This window comes from Geodermatophilus maliterrae (assembly GCF_041018925.1).
Lineage (GTDB): Bacteria > Actinomycetota > Actinomycetes > Mycobacteriales > Geodermatophilaceae > Geodermatophilus > Geodermatophilus maliterrae.
Genome location: NZ_JBFNXQ010000090.1, coordinates 1 through 20,676 on the forward strand (window position 1 = coordinate 1; position 20,676 = coordinate 20,676).

The window sequence follows — 20,676 nt, forward strand, 5'->3', positions numbered from 1 at the left end:
CGTCGCCGGATCGCGGGCCGCGGGCCCAGGTCATCGAGACCTTGAAGTTGCCGCTCGAGCTCGCGCCGGCCACGAAGGCACCGACCTCGGCGCTGAGCTGCACACCGAACTCCACCTGGACCTGCTCCGGTGTCTCCGTGAGCGACCGGAGCTGCCTCAGCAACCCCTCCACGGCAGGCTGCACCCGGTCCACCGCCCGCTCGAAGCTCTGCTGCGCCTGCTCCACCACGCGCTGGTCCCGATCCCCCCAGCCACGGGTGACCTCACGGTCGCTGTGCCCGTCGTCGACCTGGACGAGCACACTGCCGCCGTCCTCCAGCGGGAACTGCACCAGCCGTGGCATGACCACCCCTCACCGTGCACGCGAGCTGCTGTCTCCGGTAGCAGGGATGAGGGGGAGAGGGACCCGTCTGATACGGGATCCGGGGCGGGCTCTCGCGGAGGTCCGAGGTGCCGCGACTCCTCGAACCCGTGGCCGCCGGCCCCTGTACCGCTAGACCTCCCGATCACCCAGGTACGGGATCAGTCGACGGATGAAGTCGCGATCCGCCACTCCCGGCGCATCGCGGTAGGCGTCGTCGAACTCGTCCTGGGCCGCGTGGACCACCTGACGCAGGGCGGCGCGCGCGAAGTCGATGCTGCCGTGACGTTGGAAGAGCCGGAACACCCAGTCCACGTCCCGTTCGGTGCGTCGGTCGCGCCCGACCGAGAAGACCCGCCGGAGTTCCTCCCGCTCGTCGGCGGTGCACTCGCGCAGGGCGTGGACCAGCATGAGCGTGCGCTTGCCCTCCCAGATGTCCCCGAGGATCTCCTTGCCGTACCGGCCCTGGTCGCCGATCAGGTTCAGGACGTCGTCCTGGATCTGGAACGCCGCACCGAGCAGGAAGCCGAACAGGTTGAACCGGTCGGCGTCGACCGCGCCGGCCGTTCCGATCAGCGCCCCGATCCGGCAGGGGTGGATGGCCGTGTACCAGCACGTCTTCTTGAGGACCACCCGCAGGTAGTCGTCCTCGGTCAGGTCGACGACGTTGTCGCGCGTCCACCCGAGCTCCAGCGCCTGGCCCTCGACCGACTGGAGGATCAGGTGCTGCGCCTCGTGGAAGACCCGGTACGAGAGATCGGCACCCAGGACGGGGATGTTCTCGATCAGCGAGCCGATGCTGAGGACGTTCATCGCGTCGCCGACGTTGAGGGCGATCGGGACGCCCTCCTCGACGTACAGCGCCGCCTCGTTGCGCCGGTACAGGCTCCCGTCCTCGATGTCGTCGTGGACGAGGAAGGCGTTGTGCAGCAGCTCGATCGACACGGCTGACGGCAGGGCCTGCTCGGTGGAGCCGCCGAAGGCGCGGCAGGTGGCGATGCACAGCGCCGGCCGCAGCCCCTTGCCCGCGTGCGACAGCTGCCCCGCGATCAGGTCGTACAGGTAGCGACGTGGCTCCCGGGTCGGGAGCTGCCCGAGCAGGGCGTCGTAGGTGAGGTCGCGGTAGTGGGCGAGCTGTCGCTCGATGCCCGCCGTCTCCGTCGAGGCGACCATGTCAGGGCTGCTCGACGAAGCGGACGCCGCCCATCGGTCCGGCCGGTGGCTCCGCGGTGCCCAGCGCGCGCCCCGCAGAGGCGAGCGCCTCCAACGCCGACGCCGCGACCGACTCGGCGGGGCCGGCGGTCGTCCGTGCCGCCTCGGCGAAGGCGCGCAGCAGCTCACCGGACGGCGCTCCCGGTCGGGAGGTGAGGCGCTCGAGCAGCTCCGACCGGCTCTCCCCCGTCCTGATGTAGGACAGCAGGTCCTCGACGTGCATCGCCGAGCCGACCGCGTCCAGGATCGACGTCTCGAGTGCGCGGACCCCGCGGTGGAGTGCTGCCAGCGCCGACAGCCCGAGCTTCGCGGCGGTGTCGTCCCACGGCAGACCCTGCCGGTAGCGCTCCCGGTCGTTGGCGCGCCAGGGCTCCAGGAGCACCGGCTCGTGGAGGTCCCAGAGCCGGCACGGCGGCGCGTCCGAGCCGGAGTGCTCGAGGATCCCGTTCACCGCACGCCGGGCCGCCTCGTTGGCCGCCTCCATGGTGGCCAGGTCGGTGGACGTCTGCACGTAGTCAGCGGCCAGGAACAAGTTCGGGATGGCGGTCACCGCTCGCGGCCTGAGCCGCCACGTGTCGACCAGGTTGACGAACAGCGGCTCGGCGTTGGTCTTGAGCAGCGGGTCCACGGCGAGGTCCAGGAACCAGTGGACCAGGTGCTGGTCCTCGAGCACGTCGGCGCCCTCGACGTTGAGGCCGCGCTTGAGCTGGTCCCACACCTCGTCCCTGATCTCACGACGGGTGCACTGCCGGGCCGGCTTCCCGTTGAGCCCGGGCGTGTCCCAGTCGGAGATGACGACCGAGAGGACGCCGCGGATGTTGCCGTCGCCGAAGCGGCTGAGGTCGACGTCGGGCCAGAACTGCGCCTGGGACACGGACGTCAGCGCCCACGGCGAGTCGATGTAGATCTGGTGGCCGGGCCCGATGGGCGCGTCCTCGTCGAGGTAGAACTGGATGCCGTTCATCCAGTCCGTGTTCTCCCTCAGCGGGAAGACGTCGGCCAGGCCCGGATCGGCGCGCACGACCTGATCGGTGACCAGGGTGGCCATGACCTCCACCGGGAGGGCCGACACGTAGTAGTCCGCGGAGGCCTCGCTCACCGTGCGGTCGCGCTCGACGGTCACGCCCCGCACGACACCGCCGTCCATCTCGATCGAGCGCACCCGCGTGTTGAGCTGGTAGTCGACGCCCCGCGCGCGCAGGTGGTCGACCCACGGGTCGATCCAGACGTCGTTGGTCGGCCCGTTGAGCACGCGGTCGGCGCTGATGCCCGGTTCGGCCAGGTTGAAGAAGTACTGCACGAACATGTCGCCGATGGTCTTGGTGCTCGCCAGCTTCGCCTGGGCCGCGACGACCGAGCGGGTGCAGCCGATGCCGAAGAGCTTCTGGTAGGCGTCGGACCGCTGTTCCGCGCCGATGAAGTCCCACCAGCCGCGCTTCTCGTACTCGTCCATGCGGCGCTCCGAGCAGCTGGTGAGGATCTGCCAGATGCGCTCGCCGAAGAAGGCGAACTCCTCGGAGGTGATCCCGAGCTCGGACCCGAACAGGGCCCTGAGGTCGGTGAGCAACGTGAAGACCTCGGGAACGGTCCTCGGCGTGACGGTCGGCAGCTTCAGCGACCGGCGGCCGAAGCGCGCGAAGATGGTCCCGGTGGTGTCCACGAGGTTGTCGGCGACCGAGCGGGAACCTCGGTAGGGGATCCGCTCCATCGTGTCGATGACGTGCTTGTAGAACCGCGGGAAGAAGCGGAAGCCGTGCTCACCCGGGAGGTCCCGCCGTGCGGCGCCCGCGAGTCTCCCCAGGTGGACGCCACCGACGTTGTGGCGGGGGGCCGTGCTGGGGACGACGACGCTGCGCGCCTTCCCGCCAGGCACGTCCCGCATCTCGAACACCCGGACGGAGAAGCCGCGCTCGCACAGCTCGTGGGCGGCGCTCAGCCCGCCGACGCCGCCGCCCAGCACGATCACCGACCTCGTCACCGTCGCCTCCCGCCGTTCACCGCACCGCGTACATGTCGTAGCTGTACAGATCCTCGTGTGGTCGCACCTCGCCGACGCTCAGGCAGTGGAGGCGGTTGAGCCACCGGTACTGCCCCGCGGAGGTCAACAGGCGGATGTAGGTACGCACCGGCAGAGCAGGAGGCCACTTCCCCGCACCCAGCCGCGTGGCCCAGTCCTCTCCGTAGTCGACCGTGCCGGAGTGGCGCAACGCGATGAGGACACCGTCGCGGGTCCGTATCGACACGCTGGCGCTGAGGACACCGATCCCGTCGGGGCGGACGATCGTCTGGTGCTCCCCGCCCGGGATGACCGAGGCGCGGAACGCGGGCCCGTCGAGTGTGCCGCTCACCGGGTACCAGTTGACGAGGAAGCCCGCTGGCGTCTCTCCGATGACCTCGGGCTCACCGGCGAGCGGGACCCTCACGTGGACCAGGTGCTCGAGGTGGGCAGGGAAGTCGGCCCGCGGCACCCTGCCCGTCCCGCGCGATGTGCTCGTCGCTGCAACGGCGGTGGGCGCGCTGAGCCGGAACGACGACGGAAAGGTCGTTGCTGTCGCCGGATCAGGGACGCGGCGCCCTTCGCACGACAACACCGGCAGGTACTCGACCGTCTCGCCCGACCAGAAGGTCGGGAACGTGGCCCGGAAGTACTGCACCCGCTCCTCGAAGTCGTTGGCCACCAGCGGTGCCAAGACGGTCTCGACGCCTTGCTTGTCGACGCGGTACCGCACCCTCACCGCGTTGGACGGATTGGCAGGGCGGACGCCGACCGTCACGGTGACGCCCTCGCGTGGCTCGGTCGTCCCGTCCGGCGCTGGCGCATCCGGCGTCCTGTACCACAACTCGAGCCTGTCGTGCGCGAATTTGGCCATTCCTGGGAATCCCCCCGACCACGTCCTCCTCACCTACAGCACCACGCCGGCTGGTGAGCAGTCCGGCGGGCTCGTGGGGATTCCGACTAGTTGAACCGCAGCGGCACTATCGCTTTCGAGTCCTTGATGCGGAGCGTGAAGCGCTCGAAGACGGAGAAGACGTAGCGACCCTGCACATCCACGTACATGAACTCCGGTGTCGCTTCCGCAGCAATTGCCAGATCAACGGCCTCACCTCTCAGGGAGAGCAGCACGCCTCGACTCTGCCACCACCGCTGATGAGGCCAGTGATACCGTTGAAATGGGCGGGGAACGATGTCGAGGGCGCTGGCATGGAGGACTTCCCGACCGATGAGCGGCTCGATCCGATCACGCGGATACGTGACCGACCAACCAACGGGTTGGTGCGCCGCCTGGAAGGGGTACCGACCGAACACACATGCGTATGGAGCTACGTAACCGTTCTCCTCGAGCAGGTTCATGGCCTCGACGATCACGCTCATCAGGCCAGCACTGGTGAGTGGACCGCGTTTGTACCAGTCCGTGATCGTGGGTCTCCCGGCGATGTTCTGAACCTCCCGAGCACCGTAGAAGAGACCAAGCGTCCCGGGGTCCCGAAGGAGCAGTCCCCGAAGCAGCGTTCGGCGATCGGCGATGGGATCCGGCGCTCCTTTGACGAGGGACCAGCCGGGGATCAGGTTGTTCAGGTAGGTACTGGACGGGAGGAAGTCGTCCCCCCCGGGCCCACCGGCGCCCAGAGGGGTAGCCGCACCTCCGGGATACGTACCGTTGAAGATGTGCCAGTCCTCGAGTTGACCGAGCTGGGTGGCTCTCCGTCTGAACTGGAGCAGAGCGCTGGAGAGGTCCTCCTCCAGCGCCTGCTGTCGCGTCAGGACGACCGGTAACGAGATCTCGAGCAGAGGCGCGACAGATCGCTCGTCGACGGTGCCGTTGGACCTGAGGATCTCGCTGGGGACGACCTGGGTGCTGCGCGGCAGACCGCCGTAGACGGGGAGGAACGAGCCGGCGACACGGACGCTCTGCCAGGCGCGGAGCACCTCCTCGCGCACGCGGTTCCACTGCGCCTCGGTCCATCCGACCTGCGCGTTTCGATCGTCCATTCATCCGCCCCCGCTCAGGAGATCCCGGTCGCGCTGATGGCGTACTCGGCGTCGAGGTCCGCCAGCAGCGCAGCGGCCTCACGCAGATCCGGTGTGTCCAGGCCCTCGGAGAACCACCCGTAGACGGGCGCCAGGAGCCCGCGCGCCTGGTCGCGGCGGCCGTTCGCCTCCCACAACCGGGACAGCGAAACCGCCGCGCGCAGCTCCAGTGACCGAGCGCCCTGCCGCCGCGCGATCTCCAGAGCGCGCAGGTAGTGCCGCTCCACCGTGCGCGTCACGTCTTCGGAGGACGGTCCTGCGGCCAACAGGAGGTCGCCCCGTAGACGGTGGATCTCGGCTTCCCAGTAGCGCTCATCGCTCTGCTCGACGACCGTCTCGGCCTCGTCGAGGAGTTCCAGTCCATCGTGTGCGGCGCCGGTCCGTCCGCACGCCTCGGCGATCAGGCACAACCAGTAGGGCTTGGCCAGCTCGGCGCCGGTGGACACGTGCGCGGCGAGTCCCCTGCGCATCTGGGCCAGCCCCTCCTCGAGGTCGCCCTCCTCGGTGAGCACCCAACCCTTGAGGATGGAGGCCATGGCCGCGAAGAAGGCGAGGTCGTGCGCCTCGGACAGGGAGAGGGCATCGTCGACCAAGAGGCGAGTCGCCGGAGCGTCCCTTCGGTACTGACGCACGACTGCGGCCAGGTCGAGGCCGAAGGCGATGCTGTGCACGTGGTCGAACGACGACCGCAGGGTCGTCACGTTCTCGTCGCTGACCTGCAGCGACTGGTCCGTGTAGCCGAGCAACCACAGTGCCTGGGCCAAGTTGCTCCGCGCTGACGTGGCCGGGTTGTCGCCGTAGATGAACGTGTGGGCACCGTGCCGTTCGTGGTCGTAGAGCGCGAGCACGCGCTCGAGGTGTTCACGCGCCTGCTGGAGGTGACCCAGGAAGAAGTGCGACCAGCCGACCTCCATGTTGCCCTGGACCACCGCGCCGTCGTCGTCGGTCGCAGCGCCGAGCTCGAGGACCTGCTCGCCGATCGCCAGCGCATCGGCGTGTTGCGTCCGCACGACGCGCGACGTCCACAGGCCGTGCAGGACGGGAACGACCTTCGGAACGGGGACCAGGTGCGGTGCGTCACCGAGCTCCTCGCACAGCTCCTGTGCCCGCCGGTAGCAGGCCTCGACCTCGGGTGAGGCGTAGCCGTGGACGGCCATGCATGCGGGCCCGAGCGCCAGGTGGAACCGCAGCTCCTGCGCGGCTCGCTCCTGACCTGCCGGGAGGCCTGTGAGCAGCCGCAGCCCGGTCGAGAGGTGCGCGATCGCCTCGGGGTTGGCCGAGCCGTGCAGTGCGCGCTCACCGGAGCGCAGCCAGTGGGGCACTGCCTCCGCGGTCAGACCGGCCTCCGTGTAGTGGTGCGCCAGCAGCTCGGGCGCCGTCTCGACCGTGGCGGGGAACCGCTCGGCCAGGACCTGCGCGATCCGCCGGTGGTGCTTCCGTCGGGTGGTCAGCAGCAGTGATGCGTACGCGGCGTCCTGGATGAGGGCGTGCTTGAAGGTGTAGGTCTCCCCACGGGCGTCGCACTCGACGAACAGCAGCCCGGCGTCGGTCAACCGCGCCAGCTGGTACCTCAGCGACTCCGAGTCGATCCCGGTGATCGTCTCCGCCACCGCGCAGATCAGCTCGTAGGGGAACTGGCGGCCGATGACCGCCCCGAGCTGCGCGACACCCTTGGCGTCGGGCAGCCGGTCCAGGCGTGCCCGGAGCGAGTCCGCGAGCGTCGCCGGGACGGCCAGGTTCTCGGGCGAGCCGGCCGGGTCGAACCGCCCGTTGCCGTGACCGACCAGCCCCTGCTCCACGACCAGCTTGGTCAGCTCTTCCAGGTACAGCGGAACCCCGTCGGCCTTGGCCACGACCTGGCGCCGCAGCCGCTCGGGCACGGGCGCACCAGCGGTCTCGGTCACGACCCTGCCCGACGCCTCGGGGTCGAGCCGGTCGAGCTCCAGCCGGTCGAGTCCCGGTCCGTCGGGCCAGGGGGGCGTGAGGTCCGGGCGGGCGCTGAGCACGATCAGTTGCCGGCTCTCAGGCACACGGTCGATCAGCTGCGTCAAGAAGTCGAGCGTCGAGGGGTCGGCCCAGTGCAGGTCCTCGACGACGAAGAGGACGGGCTGTCGTCGAGCCCGCAGCAGCCACCCCTCGACCAGCGTGTCGATCGTCAGCTGTCGCTGCTGGTCCGCCGGCATCTCGAGCCGCGCGTACCGGCCCTCGAACGGCACCCCCAGCAGTTCGGCGAGCAGTGGTCCCCTGCTCGGCAGGTCGAAGCCGTACTGCGTCGCCAGACCGTCGACCTTGTCGAGGCGCTGGTCGACCGTGTCCTCCGGCGCGAACTGCAACAGCCGCTGCAGGTACTGGACGACCGGGTGGAACGCCGTGTTCCTGTAGTAGGGGGAACAGGCCAGCGGGATGAAGTACACGTCCGGTGACTGGGCCACGTGCTCCTGGAGCGACCGGATGAGACGCGACTTGCCGATGCCCGGCTCGCCCACCACGAGCGCGACCGAGCCGTGCCCGGCCCGGGCCTGCGCCCACCGCTCGGTCAGCCGGCGGAGCTCGCCGTCGCGACCCTGCATCGGCGCCAGTCCGCGCTGGGCGGCGACGTCGAGCCGTGTCCGCGCGGCGCTCTCGTGCAGCACCTGGTAGATGGCCATGGGTTGCGAGATGCCGCGGACGGTCCGGAAGCCCAGCTCGCGGCAGTCGAACAAGCCCGCGATCAACCGGTACGCCGCGGCGCTGATCACCACGGAGTCGGGCGCGGCCAGGGACTGCAGGCGTGCGGCGATGTTCGGTGTGGCGCCGACCGCTGCCGTGGCCTCCAGCCCCTCGTCGGCACCGGTGCCGCCGGCCACCACCAGGCCGGTGTCGATGCCGATCCGCACGTGGAGGCCGATACCGCGATCCGACTCCAGGCGGCTGTTGAGCTGGCCGACGGCCTCGACGATCCCCAGTCCGCTGCGGACGGCCCGCTGGGCGTCGTCCTCGTGCGCCGACGGGAAGCCGAAGTAGACCATGATGCCGTCGCCCGAGTAGTCGTGGACGTGGCCGTCGAAGCGACGGACGACGGCTGCGCAGACGCGACGGTAAGCGGCGAGGGTCTCGCGGAGCTCCTCGGGATCGAGGCGTGCGGAGAGCTCGACCGAGTTCACCAGGTCGCAGGACAGGCAGGTCAGCTGCCTCCGTTCGGCCTCCGCCGGTCGACCTGCGGGTGGGCACGCCGTTGCCGTCTCCGCGAGCGGAGCTCCGCACTCCAGACAGAACTTCGCCCTCGTCGGGTTCTCGGTGGAACACCTCGAGCAGTGCATCCTTCCCCCTCTCTGCACCGCATCACATGGCGATGGATGCCTCCAGTCCGACGTCGAGGCCGACAGGGAACGTCAAGAGGGCGCACGACTCAGCGCGCCCGGTGGCCCGGAGCAGCACGTGGTACAGCCCGGGGCGGGCGTCGTCGGGCACGTCGAGACCGATGGTGAGGTCGGCGAGGGCGCCGGCCGGGACCCGGACGCGACCGGGCACGAGCCGGAGGCGCGAAGCACGGATGCGTCCGGCGGGTTCCCCGACCAGGTCGCTCCAGAGGAAGCCGATCTCGACCGGGTCCGGGCCGTCGTTCTGCAGGGACGTGCGGATCTCCGCGGTGCCGCCGGGTGGAGCCGGGCGCCGCGCGCGCAGGACGGGCACGGGCCCGGCCGGCTGCCGTTCCCGCTGCGGAGCACGGTCCTGCCCGACGGGACCCGGCAGGGGCGAGGCGGCGGGTGACCGTGGCGGCGGCGCGAGCAGGTCGAGCACGGTGTCCAGCAGTCCGCCGACCTCCGCCACCAGACGGCGCGTCATCTCCGGCACGACCAGGTCGCGGCGGTGCGCCGACCACATCTGGCTCGCCGCTGTGATGTTCGCGAGGGCGCCGCCCGCGATCTCGTCACGCAGCACCGCCTGCGCTCGGTCCGCGAGCGAGGGCGTGCCGGCGTCCCGCAGCAGATGCGGCGACCTGACGTCCATCGCGACTCCGAGGGAAGGCGGCGACACGGCGTGCGAGTCACACCGAGCGCAGACCTCCGCCGCCCGCACCCGCCGGACTCCGCCAACCTATTGGGTCGGACGCTTCGTGTGTAGGCGTTACCGCACCGTCACCGTCATGTCCCACGGACAGCCGACCGTGGCCTGTGCCCGTACACCGGTCCGCGCACCGTGGTCTGCGGGGAGCCGAGGTGTGTCACGACGAGGTGCGCACGGGCCGCCCGGGGCCGCCCGTGTCCAGGTACATGTCCAGGACCGCGTCGATGAAGGAGAGCCATCGCGCGACGTCGGCGCGACTGTCCGGCGTGTCCTTCTCCGCCTGGTGCAGGCGCGCCTCGGCGAGATGCGCGCGCGCTCGGGAGAAGTCGTGCTGCAGCTCGTCGGCGAGGCTGGCGCAGATCGTCGTCATGGCTGACCTCCGGAAGGGGCGCCGCACGTCGGGGCGCGGGGGCGGTGTCGTGTCGAGGGAGGGGAGGGCGACCCGAGGTGGTCCGGGATCAGGAGCCGGCCGGACCCAGGCCGTGGTCAGCGAGCCTGCTCCGGAGGCGGGCGAGTGCGCGTGCCCGCGTCGGACCGATGCTGCCGATGGGCATGGCGCACTTCGCCGCGACGTCGTCGTAGGAGTCGAGCTCGTCCCGGAAGAGTGCGACGAGCAGACACTGCTGCCGCGGCGAGAGCTGGGCCACGGCGGCCCACAGGTCCCGCGCCTCCTCGCGGTCGACGACGTCCCTCGCCGGATCGGCCGCGGCGTCCGGCGTCTCGTCGACCGTGGACCGCAGGCGGACCCGGGAGGACCGGCGCAGGACCGCCAGCGACTCGCGCCTCGCGGTGACCGCCAGCCACCCGGCCAGCCGCTCCGGGTCGCGGATGGCGCGCACGTTCTGCAGCAGGCGCAGCCAGGTCGTCTGCGCCACGTCGTGGACGTCGGCCGTCTGGAGACGGAACGACGCGGCCACGGACCGGACGAGACCGTCGTACTCGTCGATCAGTCGTCTCCAGGCCGACTGATCGCCGTCCGCCATCCGGGCGAGCAACGTGGCGTTGTCGCACTCGCGGGGGGCGTGCGCAGTGCTGGGGCAGAGCTGTGTGGTCATCGCGCCGCAGTCCCGTTCTCGACGGATCCGCTCGGTGCCGGGATCGATCAGCGGATCCTTGGGTGGGTGGGACAGCCTGGGTGCGGTTCCGCGGCCTCCACGGCCGATCGAGAGACGGTCGTCGTGGTGGTCGTCGCGCTGCACCGGGTCCGGCTGCGGGAAGGACGCTATGACCGGCGCCTGCGCCGGGCTGCCAACCTGCGGACACGCCGGCTGTCATCCGGATGACAGGTACGCCGGAACGGCCCGGGGACCAGGTGCCGGCCCGGCCACGACGGGCCGGGGTGCGTCACAAGCCGGCGCGGCGGCGCAGCGCAGGAGGATCCCGGAGGACGATCACGCGGCCGTCCACCGAGATCAGGCCCCGGGACGCGAACAGCTGCAGGACCCGGTTGACCGCGGGACGGGTGGCCCCCACCATCGCGGCGATGTCGGACTGGGACAGCCCGACGTCGAGCACCGTGTGCTCGTCGTCCCGCGCGTGGCGCTGGGCGAGCTGGAGCAGGACCTTCGCGACGCGGCCTGCGAGGTCGAGGAACACGAGGCCGCCGGTCTGCTCGGTCTGCCGGCGGACCAGCTGCCCGAGCAGGCGGAGAACGGCGTCGAGGACCGCCGGGTGGGCGGCCATCGCCTCCAGCACCGCCGCGCGCGGCAGCAGCAGGACGGTCGTCGGCTCGACGGCGACGACCGACGCCGAGCGCGGCGAGCCGTCGAGGATGGCGAGCTCGCCGACGGTCTCGTGGGGGCCCAGGGTGACGAGCACGGCCTCGTCACCCCGCTCCGACGTCAGCACGACCTTCACCAGGCCCTCGCCGACCACGACCAGGTGCTCCCCGGGGTCGCCCTCGTACCAGAGGTACTGTCCCCGGCCGTACGTCCGTTGCCTGCTGGCCGCAGCCAGGCTCAGGCGTGAGGGACGGTCGAGCGCGCTGAAGACACGCGTCGCTCCCAGCACCTCGGCCGCCTCGTGGTCGGTGAGTCGCGGACTCATGACGCCATCCCCGACCCCCCGGACGGACCGTGCACCCGAGCACGGTACTGCCCACGATCGGGCACAGCGAAGCCGGTCTCGGCCCGACGCACGGCGCGGCGTCACCGCTCCTCCGGCGGGAGGCGTGCGACCGGACCGAGCGCACGTCACACCGGCTGCCCCTCGTCCTCCGGTGGCTCCTCGTCGTCCTCGGCCGGCGGCCGCGCCTGCATCCGTGCGACGTAGTCCGCCGCCGTGGACCAGCGGTCCACCCGGGCCAGCCGCCGTCGCTCCAGCTCGCTGAGCCGGCTCTCGGGCGCGGCGACGACGAGGAAGTCGGCGTGGCGCTCCCAGACGTCGAGTCCCAGGGGCATGCCGAGCAGTCTCGCGACGCTGCTGCCGGTCTCCGGGGTCACGCGGGCGACCACCGGCTCGTCGCCCTCGCCCGTGGTCACCGGACCCCGCCCGCGGCGGCAGGCCCCGCCGCGGCGGCAGGCCACGCCGCGGCGTCGCACGGAGGATCCGGACGCGTCACGACCGGTCAGCGCTCCGGCCGCTCGAGGACGCGTTGGATGAACTCGAACGCCGCAGGGCGGTTCTCCTCCCAGCAGGGCTCGATCTGGCTGGCCGGCAGGATGAACCCGCCCTCCTGCGCCGAGGCCGGGCGCAGCTCGACGGTGAACGACACCGCGTCGTACTCGCCGTGGGTCCAGTCTGTGGTGTCACCCGCCGTGGGGTACAGCTCCGACGACTGCTGGGCGACGTAGGTCCTGCCGTGCACCTTGCGGATCAGCTGCTCCATGTCCTGGGCGAGTTCCCGGTGCTCGGCGAAGTCGTCCTCGTCCTCGATCGGCTCGGACGTGTAGCCCCAGGGGTAGAGGATCAGCTGCGAGTAGCTGTGGTAGGTCAGGACGCCGCGGAAGCGCTCGCGGGCGACGAGATCCCTTACCGCCCGCACCTCGGGCTCGGAGAAGGCCCGCGGCCCGACGTACGTCTCGTCCGACGGGACGTGGCTGGAGGTGCTGACGTCCAGCGTGCCCCACATGTAGCCGTAGTTGCGGTTCGGGTCGACGCCGACGCTGCCGTCCCGGTTGCGCCGCCGGTTCTTGCGCCAGAGCCGGTTGTCGGTGCGGGTGTACTCGTGGCCGTCCGGGTTGACCATCGGCGCCACCCAGACCTCACTCTGCTGCAGCCACCGCTGCACGGGGTCGGACGACGAGTTCTCCAGCAGGTGCTCGGCCAGCCGGTAGGGGACCTCGACGGAGATCCACTCCCGCGCGTGGTGACAGCCGAGGAAGGCGACCTTGTGGGTGCTGCCGCGGCGCTCACCGATGCGCAGGGCCCACAGCGGGCGGCCCTCCACGCTGCGCCCGATCTCGTGCAGTTCGGCGATCTCCGGGCGCTCCGCGGCCAGGCGCCGCAGGTCCTCCTCCAGGCTCGCCGCGGTGTGGTAGCCGGTCGCTGCGGCCTCGGTGGCGAAGGTCGTCAGGTAGGGCTCGAGCATCTGCACCTGCTCGACGCCGTACCCCATGGCCTCCAGCCGGGCGGCCTGGGCCTCGTCGGCCTGCAGCACCAGGTGGTCGGGCTTGACCTCCCACACGTCCAGGCCGAGGGGCGCGGTGAGGAGCCGGGCGAGCGGGGCCCGCGGGCTCGTGGACGTGACTCTCGCGATCAGGCTCGCCATCAGTGTCTCCTGTTCCGTCGACGGGGCCGGCGCACGGTGCGCACACCCAGGCCGGACGGGGAGCTCGTCCGCTCGAGCCCCACCCGACGGGGAGCCGGAGCTCCGTGAGCGTGCACGCAGTAGAGGCCGACGATGCCGCACCAGATACAGGACGGCCTCGTGTGCGGCGGCCTCGTCCCCGCCCGTCGAGCCGTCCCGCGGTGCGCCGGTCGACCGCGGACGACGACGCGTCCCCGACCGCGACGGGCGTGGACGACGACCGGGGAGCGGTGTCGTCCAGGCCGGTGCCGGTCAGTCCAGGCGGTGGGTGCCGAGGCGGGCGACCACGGCCGGGTCGCGGTGGTCGAAGAACAGCGAGGCGCCGGTGTCCATCGCGGCGATGCGGCCCATCTCGTCGTCGGTGAGCTCGAAGTCGAAGACGTCGAGGTTCTCGCGCATCCGCTCGGGCCGCACGGACTTGGGGATGACGACGACGCCGCGCTGGATCAGCCAGCGCAGGACGACCTGGGCGACGGACCTGCCGTGCGCGGCACCGATCTCGCTCAGCGTGGGGTCGGTGAACAGGTCGTTGCGGCCCTCGGCGAAGGGGCCCCAGGACTCGATCTGCACCCCGCGCTGGCGCATGAGCGCCTGGTAGTCCGCGCGCTGGAAGAACGGGTGGGTCTCGATCTGGTTGACCGCGGGCGTGACCTCGTTGTGGTCGATGAGGTCCACCAGCCGGTCGGGGTGGAAGTTGGACACCCCGATGGCCCGGACCAGGCCCTCGCGCCGGAGCCGCTCCATCGCGCGCCAGGAGCCGTAGTAGTCGCCGAACGGCTGGTGGATCAGGTACAGGTCGAGGCGGTCGAGGCCGAGGCGCAGCAGCGACTTCTCGAACGCGCGGCGGGCGGCGTCCTCGCCGGCGTCGGAGACCCACAGCTTGGTGGTGACGAACAGCTCCTCGCGGGGGATGCCGCTGGCGGCGATGGCCCGGCCGACGGCCTCCTCGTTGCCGTAGGCAGCGGCGGTGTCGACGTGCCGGTAGCCCGCCGCGAGGGCGTCGGTGACGGCCTGCTCGGTCTGCTCGGGCGGGATCTGGTAGACGCCGAAGCCGAGGATCGGCATCTGGACCCCGTCGTCCAGGGTGACCTGAGGGATCTGCGCGGTCATCGTCGGACCTTCCTTCCGTGGGGACGGTGGCGTCCCGTTCGTCGGGGCGGCCGGGAGGAGGTGTGCCAGCGGCACCTGCGACCGCCGGGCGGGACCGCGGTGCGGTACGCCCGCGACGTGCGGCCGGCGTGCTCCCCGCCGGTCAGGAGCGCGGCGTCGTCGGTGCCCGCTCGGTCCGGGCGTCGCCGCTGGTCCAGCTGGCGAGGAAGGTGAGCGCCTGCTCGGTCTCCGAGCCGGGCTTCCGGGTAGAACTCTTCGCCCCGCGGGTCGAGCAGCAGGAAACGGGCGGCGTTGGTCCCCACCCGGGAGTCGAACAGCGGGGCGTAGAGCGCCCGGCCGAGCCGGTTGGCGGCCAGGTAGTCCATCCGGGCGTTGCTGACCAGCGCCGGTGCGGTCATCGCGTCGAGGATGCGCTGCACGCCGGGGCGGACCTGCTGCGGCACGGCGGCGCGCCGGGCGCCGGCGGAGGCGTTGGCGGCCCGGGCCAGGTCGTAGAGGTGGGCCCGCTCGGCGTCGCCCAACCGCAGCGCCCGGGTCAGCGCCTCGAGCACGGCCTCGGAGACGCCGCGGAGGTTGCCGCGCTCCAGCCGCGCGCAGTACTCCACGGACAGGCCGGCCAGCATCGCCAGCTCCTCGCGGCGCAACCCGGAGACCCGCCGCAGCCCGCCGTGGACCGGCAGGCCGGCCTCGGCCGGGGTGATCCGGCCGCGGCGGGTGACGAGGAAGTCGCGCACCTCGGCGCGCAGCTGGTCGGCGTCCACGGATCCGACGGTAGGCCGGCGCGACCCGGGTGGGGTGCCCCGTCAGGACACCGGACGGCAGGTCCTGCCACGCGCTGGGGAACCGGCGTTGCTTCGGGTCATCCGCGGAGCTCGACGACCTCACGCCGCCCGCCGGCGGCCACCACAGCGAGGCGCAGGTGCGCCTCATCCGGCGGTGACCGCGCACCCCTCACGAATCGAGATCACCATGAGCACCCCTCCGAACACCGCCGTCCAGGTCGTCATCGGCGCCGGCAGCATCGGGCAGGCCATCGCCCGCCGCACCGGCGCCGGCAAGCACGTGCTGCTCGCCGACTCCAACGAGACCACCCTGCAGGAGGCGAGGACCGCGCTGGAGGACGCCGGCCACACCGTCACCACCCAGCGGGTGGACGTCTCCGACCGCGCGTCAGTCCACGCACTCGCGCGAGCCGCCGCCGATCTCGGCGACGTCGTCCAGGTCGTCAGCACCGCCGGCGTCTCCCCGGTGCAGGCCCCGGCCGAGGCGGTGCTGGCCGTCGACGTCTACGGCACCGCCGTCGTCCTGGAGGAGTTCGGCAAGGTCATCGCCCCCGGTGGCGCCGGCGTGCACATCTCCAGCATGGCCGGCCACATGCCCCGCCGTTGGACCCCGGGACGGCGCACGCGCTGGCCTTCACCCCGGTCGAGGAGCTGCTCGCGCTGCCGGTCCTCGCACCCGACGCGGTGCCGAACTCCGGCGCCGCCTACGCCCTCTCCAAGCAGCCAACCACCTGCGCGTGCAGGCCGCCGCCGTCCCCTGGGGTGACCGCGGCGCCCGGGTCAACTGCATCAGCCCCGGCATCGTCCTCACCCCGCTGGCCCGCGACGAGATGTCCGGCCCGGGCGCCGAGGGCTACCAGGAGATGATCGAGACCTCCGCCGCCGGCCGGTTCGGCACCGCCGACGGGGTGGCCACCGCCGCCGCGTTCCTGCTCGGCCCGGACGCCGGCTTCATCACCGGCACCGACCTGCTCGTCGACGGCGGCGTCATCGCCGCCCTGCGCGCCGGCCGGTGGCAGCTGTCGCTCTGACCCGCCGATCCGCCGTCATCCGCCGTCATCCGCCGTCATCGCCCAGGGCACGCGGGACCAGACCGGTCAGGAATCGAGAAGTGCCGGATCACCTCCGACCTCGTCCGCTGACCGTCCGGTGGTCACAGTGCCGCCCCCGCTCCCTCGTCCCGACGGTCAGCGGGCGGCTCGCACGGGTGCTCGTCCCGTCCGCGGAGCCTCGAGCCGCGCGTCCGCCCGGCCGACGGCCACCGTGCGGGGCTCGCGGTGCATCAGCCAGGTGCGCGGACCACCGTCCGGCAGGGTCGACGACGTCGGTCACCGTGAAGCCGAGACGCCGGTAGAAACGCACGTTCGACCCGGCGCTGGTCTCCAGGTGCACGGGCAGCCCGTCCCGGTCGGCGCGCGCGAGCCCCGGGGCCAGCGTCGCGGCACCCAGGCCCCGTCCCTGCTGACGCCTCGCCACACCGAGGCCGGCCAGCGTCACGTGCGGCTCGTCGAGGCGGCGCTCGGCCAGCGCCGCCTCGGCCCCGTCCGCGGCCGTCGCCCGGTCCCCCGCGAGCCCGGCGGCCAACGGGCCCACCTGGCCCACGCGTCGTCGGGCAGCGCGCCGCCGGGCACCCAGACCGCGACGCTCGAGAGCCGCTCCCCCGCCCGTCCGACGTCGACACGACCGAAGGGCACGGCGACGGCGGAGAGGAACAGACGGTGCAGCGCTGCCAGTCGCTCCCGGTGGCCGTCGGCGTCGATCGTCCACCGGGTCCAGGGGTGGTCGGTGACGGCGTCGGCGAGCACATCGGCGGCGGCCGGGACGTCGTGCGGCACCGCTCGGCACACCTGCAGGGTCATCGGAATCCTCGGTCGTCAGGGGCTCGCCCGGCCCGCGGGGGCTCAGGCGGCCTGGACGGTGAACGGCACGGTGATCACGTCGCCGCCGGCGAGGCGGAACTGGGCCCACAGCCGGTAGGTCCCGGCGGTCGGGAACTCGGCGTGGACGTCGAGCTCGGGGCCGAAGGTCTGCCCGGGCAGGGCGAAGACCGGCCGTCCGCGGTCGTCGGTCACCTCCGCGTGCTCGTGGGCGAACGTCGTCGCGTCGGCCCGCATGACCACGACGTGGCCGGCGGCGGCGAGGTACGGCTGCAGGTCGTCGACCGGCCGGCCGGTCGCCGCGTCGGTGAACGTGAGGTCCAGGTCGCTCACGCCACCGGCCTCGGCGTCCCCCTCGAGCTCGACACGCACGCCGTCGACGACCACGGTGCGCGGCCCGGCGGTCAGGGCCACCGGCTCCGGCGCGGTGCCGGCCACGGTGACGACCTGCCGCTGGTGGACGTCGCCCATCTCGCCCTGCCGCCGGAACTCGGTGTTGACGACGTACCGGCCTGCGGTGGGGAACGTGATGTCGACGGCCAGCTGCCCGGGCGTGCCGGTCGGCTGCGGGTGGACGTGGGCGAAGGTCCCGAGGTCCTGGCGGGTGGCGATGAGGTGCATCCACGCCTCGTGGCTGCGGGTGAGGTCCTCGACCGGCTCGCCGGAGGCGGAGTCGACGACGGTGGCCACGAGCCGGGTGGTCTCGCCGGGCCGGACCTGCGCGGGCAGCTCGAGCCGCACCTCGACACCGGCGTCGGCGGCCTCGGCCGGCGGCACCTCGGCGGTCATCATCTCGCTCATCGCCGGGCGCATCGGCATGCCGGTGCCCTGCATCCAGGCCAGCGTGCCGTTCATGCCGCGCTCGGCGGCGTCCATCCGGCTCACGGCGGTCAGCCCGGCGCCGAGCGCGAGGGCGACGACGGCGACCCCGGTCAGGTAGGCGTACTGGCCGACCCGCGCCCGCACCGGCGGGTGCAGGATCTCGGCCACCGTGGCCGGACGGCGGAACCGGTGCAGCCGCAGCGCGTTGGTCAGCACGCTGACCGAACTCATCGCCATCGCCGCGCTGGCCAGCACCGGGTCCAGCAGCAGCCCGTCCCAGGCGTACAGCGCGCCGGCGGCGACCGGGATGAGCAGCAGGTTGTAGCCGAAGGCCCAGGCCAGGCCCTGCTTCATCGTGGCCACGGTGCGCCGGGACAGGGCGATGGCCGAGACGATGCCGCGCAGGTCGCCGCCGACGAGGGTGACGTCGGAGGCGGCGACGGCGACGTCCGCGCCGGTGCCGATCGCGATGCCGACGTCGGCGGCCGACAGGGCCGCGGCGTCGTTGACGCCGTCGCCGGCCATCGCGACGACGTGCCCCTGCTCCTGCAGCCGGCGGACCTCCGCCGCCTTGTCGGCCGGCAGCACCTCGGCGAGCACGTGCTCGATGCCGACCTGGTCGGCGATCGCCCGGGCGGTGGCGGCGGCGTCCCCGGTCAGCATCCACACCTGCACGCCCAGCGCGTGCAGCTGGGCCACGGCCTCGGCGGACTCGGGCTTGACCGTGTCCGCGACGGCGATCGTCGCGGCCGGCTGCCCGTCGACGGCGACGAACATGGGGGTCTGCCCGGCCGCGGCCGCACGGGAGGCGGCGCCGGCCAGCACGGACACGTCCACGCCCCGCGCGTCCATCAGCGCCCGGTTGCCGGCCAGCACGTGCACCCCGCCCACGACGGCGTCGATGCCGTGGCCGGGGACTGCGTCGAAGGAGCCCAGCGGAGGCCGGCGCAGCCCGCGGGAGGTGGCGGCGGCGACGATCGCCTCGGCGACGGGGTGCTCGCTGCCGGTCTCCGCGCCGGCGACCAGGGCCAGCACGTCGTCCTCGGTCCAGCCGCCGGCGGTGGTCACCGAGGTGAGCGACGGCTTCCCGCGGGTGATGGTGCCGGTCTTGTCCAGGACGACGGCGGTGACCCGGCGGGCGGTCTCCAGCGCGTCGCCGTTGCCGATCAGGATGCCCAGCTCGGCGGCCCGCCCGGTGCCGACCATGACCGCGGTCGGGGTGGCCAGGCCCAGCGCGCACGGGCAGGCGATGATCAGCACGGCGATCGTGGTGGTGATCGCCATCGTGAGCCGGCCGGTGTCCGGGCCGAACAGCGCCCACGCGACGAACGTGGCCGCGGCCAGCAGCAGCACGATCGGGACGAACCAGGCCGAGACCCGGTCGGCGAGGCGCTGCATCGGCACCTTCGCGCCCTGCGCGTCCTCCACCAGGCGGACGATCTGCGCCAGCGCGGTGTCCTCGCCCACCGCGGTGGCCCGCAGCACCACCGTGCCGGTGCGGTTGAGCGTGGCGCCGATGACGGTGTCGCCGGCCGCCTTGTCCACCGGGAGGCTCTCGCCGGTCAGCATGCTCTCGTCGACCGCGGTGGCACCGTCGGTGACGACGCCGTCGACCGGCACCTTCTCCCCCGGCCGCACCCGCACCAGGTCGCCGACGACGACCTGCTCGACAGGGACGTCGACCTCGGTGCCGTCGCGCAGCACGCGTGCGGTCTTCGGGGCCAGACCCACCAGCGCGGTGATGGCCGCGGCGGTGCGCTTCTTGGCCCGGCCCTCCATCCACCGGCCGGCCAGGACGAGCGCGAGGATGACCAGCGAGGTCTCGAAGTAGACGTGCAGCGGCAGTCCCCAGCGCTCGGCGGCGGCCGGCCAGAGGGTGACGAACGCGCTGTAGAGGTAGGCGACCCCGGTGCCCAGCGCGACCAGGGTGTTCATGTTCGTCGACCGGTGCCGGGCCGCGGTCCAGGCGGCGCGGTAGACGTCGCGGCCGGCCCAGGACTGCACGACCGTGGCGACCACGAGGATCGCCGGCATCAGCCAATCCATCGTGTCCAGGTACAGCGGCACGTACATCAGGGCCATCAGCCCGAGCCCGACGGCCAGGGTGACCTGCCACTTGCGCTTCAGCGCGGTCAGGTGCGCGTCGCCGTCGGCGTCCGGGACCGCGGCCGGCTCGGTCGCCGGCTGCGCCTCGCGGCGCGGGGTCGCGGTGTAGCCGGCGCGGGCCACCGCGGCGGTCAGCTCGTCGAGGCCCACCTGCTGCGGGTCGAAGCGGACGGTGGCCACCTCGGTGGCCAGGTTGACCTCCGCGGCGGACACCCCGTCCACCCGGTTGAGGGCCTTCTCCACCCGCCCCACGCACGAGGCGCAGGTCATGCCACCGATCTCCAGCGTGCACCCGGCGGTGGCCTCCGTCGGAGCGGCGGGCGGCGCGGTCGTCGTCATCTCGGATCTCCTGGTCGGACGGGGGTCTCTGTGGCTGGACCTGATGCTGGGCGGTGGGCGCCGGGCTCGGACCGGGGGAATCGCCGGGTTCCCCGGACCGCGGTCGGCGACGTCGTCGGCGCCGGTCGGGGCGGGGGGGGGGGGGGGGGCGGGGGGGGGCGGGGCCCCCCCCCCCCCCCCCCCGGCCCCCCCCGGCGCGGGGGCGGGGGGGGGGGCCCACCCGCGCGTGGCCGGCCCCCCCC

19 protein-coding genes are annotated in these 20,676 nt (G+C 72.6%); 2 read left to right on the plus strand and 17 right to left on the minus strand.

What is annotated here, in order from left to right:
- From ABQ292_RS20965 to ABQ292_RS21030, 14 genes are all read right to left on the minus strand, one after another.
- A partial coding sequence (locus ABQ292_RS20965) for a CU044_2847 family protein (protein ID WP_369209650.1) occupies positions 1-343 on the minus strand: 343 nt, incomplete at its 3' end.
- A gap of 150 nt (positions 344-493) precedes the next feature.
- On the minus strand, positions 494-1,534 hold the full coding sequence (locus ABQ292_RS20970) for a polyprenyl synthetase family protein (RefSeq protein ID WP_369209651.1): 1,041 nt from the start codon (positions 1,532-1,534) through the stop codon (positions 494-496).
- A gap of 1 nt (position 1,535) precedes the next feature.
- On the minus strand, positions 1,536-3,551 hold the full coding sequence (locus tag ABQ292_RS20975; protein WP_369209652.1) for a hydroxysqualene dehydroxylase: 2,016 nt from the start codon (positions 3,549-3,551) through the stop codon (positions 1,536-1,538).
- Positions 3,552-3,567: 16 nt separating this feature from the next.
- On the minus strand, positions 3,568-4,443 hold the full coding sequence (locus ABQ292_RS20980; RefSeq protein WP_369209653.1) for a DUF3237 domain-containing protein: 876 nt from the start codon (positions 4,441-4,443) through the stop codon (positions 3,568-3,570).
- Between the two features lie 86 nt (positions 4,444-4,529).
- A complete protein-coding gene (locus tag ABQ292_RS20985) occupies positions 4,530-5,513 on the minus strand; it encodes a hypothetical protein (protein WP_369209654.1) in 984 nt (327 codons plus the stop codon).
- 65 nt (positions 5,514-5,578) lie between these two features.
- Positions 5,579-8,902, minus strand: coding sequence for an adenylate/guanylate cyclase domain-containing protein (locus ABQ292_RS20990; RefSeq protein ID WP_369209655.1), 3,324 nt, complete (start codon positions 8,900-8,902; stop codon positions 5,579-5,581).
- A gap of 22 nt (positions 8,903-8,924) precedes the next feature.
- Complete coding sequence (locus tag ABQ292_RS20995) at positions 8,925-9,593, minus strand: COG1470 family protein (protein WP_369209656.1); 669 nt, start codon at positions 9,591-9,593, stop codon at positions 8,925-8,927.
- Between the two features lie 214 nt (positions 9,594-9,807).
- Positions 9,808-10,020: a hypothetical protein gene (locus tag ABQ292_RS21000; RefSeq protein WP_369209657.1), complete on the minus strand. Its 213-nt coding sequence runs from the start codon at positions 10,018-10,020 to the stop codon at positions 9,808-9,810.
- A gap of 88 nt (positions 10,021-10,108) precedes the next feature.
- The gene (locus ABQ292_RS21005) at positions 10,109-10,705 is read right to left on the minus strand and encodes an RNA polymerase sigma factor (RefSeq protein ID WP_369209658.1); all 597 of its coding nucleotides are present in this window, start codon (positions 10,703-10,705) and stop codon (positions 10,109-10,111) included.
- A gap of 289 nt (positions 10,706-10,994) precedes the next feature.
- A complete protein-coding gene (locus ABQ292_RS21010; RefSeq protein ID WP_369209659.1) occupies positions 10,995-11,696 on the minus strand; it encodes a Crp/Fnr family transcriptional regulator in 702 nt (233 codons plus the stop codon).
- Between the two features lie 146 nt (positions 11,697-11,842).
- Positions 11,843-12,130: a hypothetical protein gene (locus ABQ292_RS21015; protein ID WP_369209660.1), complete on the minus strand. Its 288-nt coding sequence runs from the start codon at positions 12,128-12,130 to the stop codon at positions 11,843-11,845.
- 86 nt (positions 12,131-12,216) lie between these two features.
- Positions 12,217-13,359, minus strand: coding sequence for a M14 family metallopeptidase (locus tag ABQ292_RS21020; RefSeq protein WP_369209661.1), 1,143 nt, complete (start codon positions 13,357-13,359; stop codon positions 12,217-12,219).
- Positions 13,360-13,650: 291 nt separating this feature from the next.
- Positions 13,651-14,508 carry an aldo/keto reductase gene (locus ABQ292_RS21025; RefSeq protein WP_369209662.1) on the minus strand — a complete coding sequence of 286 codons (858 nt, stop codon included), beginning with the start codon at positions 14,506-14,508 and terminating at the stop codon, positions 13,651-13,653.
- The gene (locus ABQ292_RS21030; RefSeq protein ID WP_369209663.1) at positions 14,505-15,269 is read right to left on the minus strand and encodes an MmyB family transcriptional regulator; all 765 of its coding nucleotides are present in this window, start codon (positions 15,267-15,269) and stop codon (positions 14,505-14,507) included. The genes ABQ292_RS21025 and ABQ292_RS21030 overlap by 4 nt, the downstream gene beginning before the upstream one ends.
- Before the next feature lie 208 nt (positions 15,270-15,477).
- Here ABQ292_RS21030 and ABQ292_RS21035 point away from each other — a divergent pair, with 208 nt between their 5' ends.
- The gene (locus ABQ292_RS21035; protein WP_369209664.1) at positions 15,478-16,056 is read left to right on the plus strand and encodes an SDR family NAD(P)-dependent oxidoreductase; all 579 of its coding nucleotides are present in this window, start codon (positions 15,478-15,480) and stop codon (positions 16,054-16,056) included.
- On the plus strand, positions 16,028-16,321 hold the full coding sequence (locus ABQ292_RS21040) for an SDR family oxidoreductase (protein ID WP_369209665.1): 294 nt from the start codon (positions 16,028-16,030) through the stop codon (positions 16,319-16,321). Before ABQ292_RS21035 ends, ABQ292_RS21040 begins: the two co-directional genes overlap by 29 nt.
- A gap of 88 nt (positions 16,322-16,409) precedes the next feature.
- Here the strand turns inward: ABQ292_RS21040 and ABQ292_RS21045 are convergent, their stop codons facing one another.
- From ABQ292_RS21045 to ABQ292_RS21055, 3 genes are read right to left on the minus strand one after another with little or no spacing between them, the layout of a single operon-like run.
- The gene (locus tag ABQ292_RS21045) at positions 16,410-16,892 is read right to left on the minus strand and encodes a GNAT family N-acetyltransferase (protein WP_369209666.1); all 483 of its coding nucleotides are present in this window, start codon (positions 16,890-16,892) and stop codon (positions 16,410-16,412) included.
- A complete protein-coding gene (locus ABQ292_RS21050; RefSeq protein WP_369209668.1) occupies positions 16,784-17,149 on the minus strand; it encodes a hypothetical protein in 366 nt (121 codons plus the stop codon). Before ABQ292_RS21050 ends, ABQ292_RS21045 begins: the two co-directional genes overlap by 109 nt.
- A gap of 42 nt (positions 17,150-17,191) precedes the next feature.
- Positions 17,192-20,434, minus strand: a complete 3,243-nt coding sequence (locus tag ABQ292_RS21055) for a heavy metal translocating P-type ATPase (protein WP_369209667.1) — start codon at positions 20,432-20,434, stop codon at positions 17,192-17,194.
- Between the last annotated feature and the right edge of the window lie 242 nt (positions 20,435-20,676).

Excerpts from the sequence above, each read along its gene's own strand:
- ABQ292_RS21000 (WP_369209657.1), bottom strand. The coding sequence starts at position 10,020 with ATGACGACGATCTGCGCCAGCCTCGCCGACGAGCTGCAGCACGACTTC.
- ABQ292_RS21055 (WP_369209667.1), bottom strand. The coding sequence starts at position 20,434 with ATGACGACGACCGCGCCGCCCGCCGCTCCGACGGAGGCCACCGCCGGG.
- ABQ292_RS21035 (WP_369209664.1), top strand. The coding sequence starts at position 15,478 with ATGAGCACCCCTCCGAACACCGCCGTCCAGGTCGTCATCGGCGCCGGC.
- ABQ292_RS20980 (WP_369209653.1), bottom strand. The coding sequence starts at position 4,443 with ATGGCCAAATTCGCGCACGACAGGCTCGAGTTGTGGTACAGGACGCCG.
- ABQ292_RS21005 (WP_369209658.1), bottom strand. The coding sequence starts at position 10,705 with ATGACCACACAGCTCTGCCCCAGCACTGCGCACGCCCCCCGCGAGTGC.
- ABQ292_RS20970 (WP_369209651.1), bottom strand. The coding sequence starts at position 1,534 with ATGGTCGCCTCGACGGAGACGGCGGGCATCGAGCGACAGCTCGCCCAC.
- ABQ292_RS20995 (WP_369209656.1), bottom strand. The coding sequence starts at position 9,593 with ATGGACGTCAGGTCGCCGCATCTGCTGCGGGACGCCGGCACGCCCTCG.
- ABQ292_RS21025 (WP_369209662.1), bottom strand. The coding sequence starts at position 14,508 with ATGACCGCGCAGATCCCTCAGGTCACCCTGGACGACGGGGTCCAGATG.
- ABQ292_RS21020 (WP_369209661.1), bottom strand. The coding sequence starts at position 13,359 with ATGGCGAGCCTGATCGCGAGAGTCACGTCCACGAGCCCGCGGGCCCCG.
- ABQ292_RS21050 (WP_369209668.1), bottom strand. The coding sequence starts at position 17,149 with ATGACCCTGCAGGTGTGCCGAGCGGTGCCGCACGACGTCCCGGCCGCC.
- ABQ292_RS21010 (WP_369209659.1), bottom strand. The coding sequence starts at position 11,696 with ATGAGTCCGCGACTCACCGACCACGAGGCGGCCGAGGTGCTGGGAGCG.
- ABQ292_RS20990 (WP_369209655.1), bottom strand. The coding sequence starts at position 8,902 with ATGCACTGCTCGAGGTGTTCCACCGAGAACCCGACGAGGGCGAAGTTC.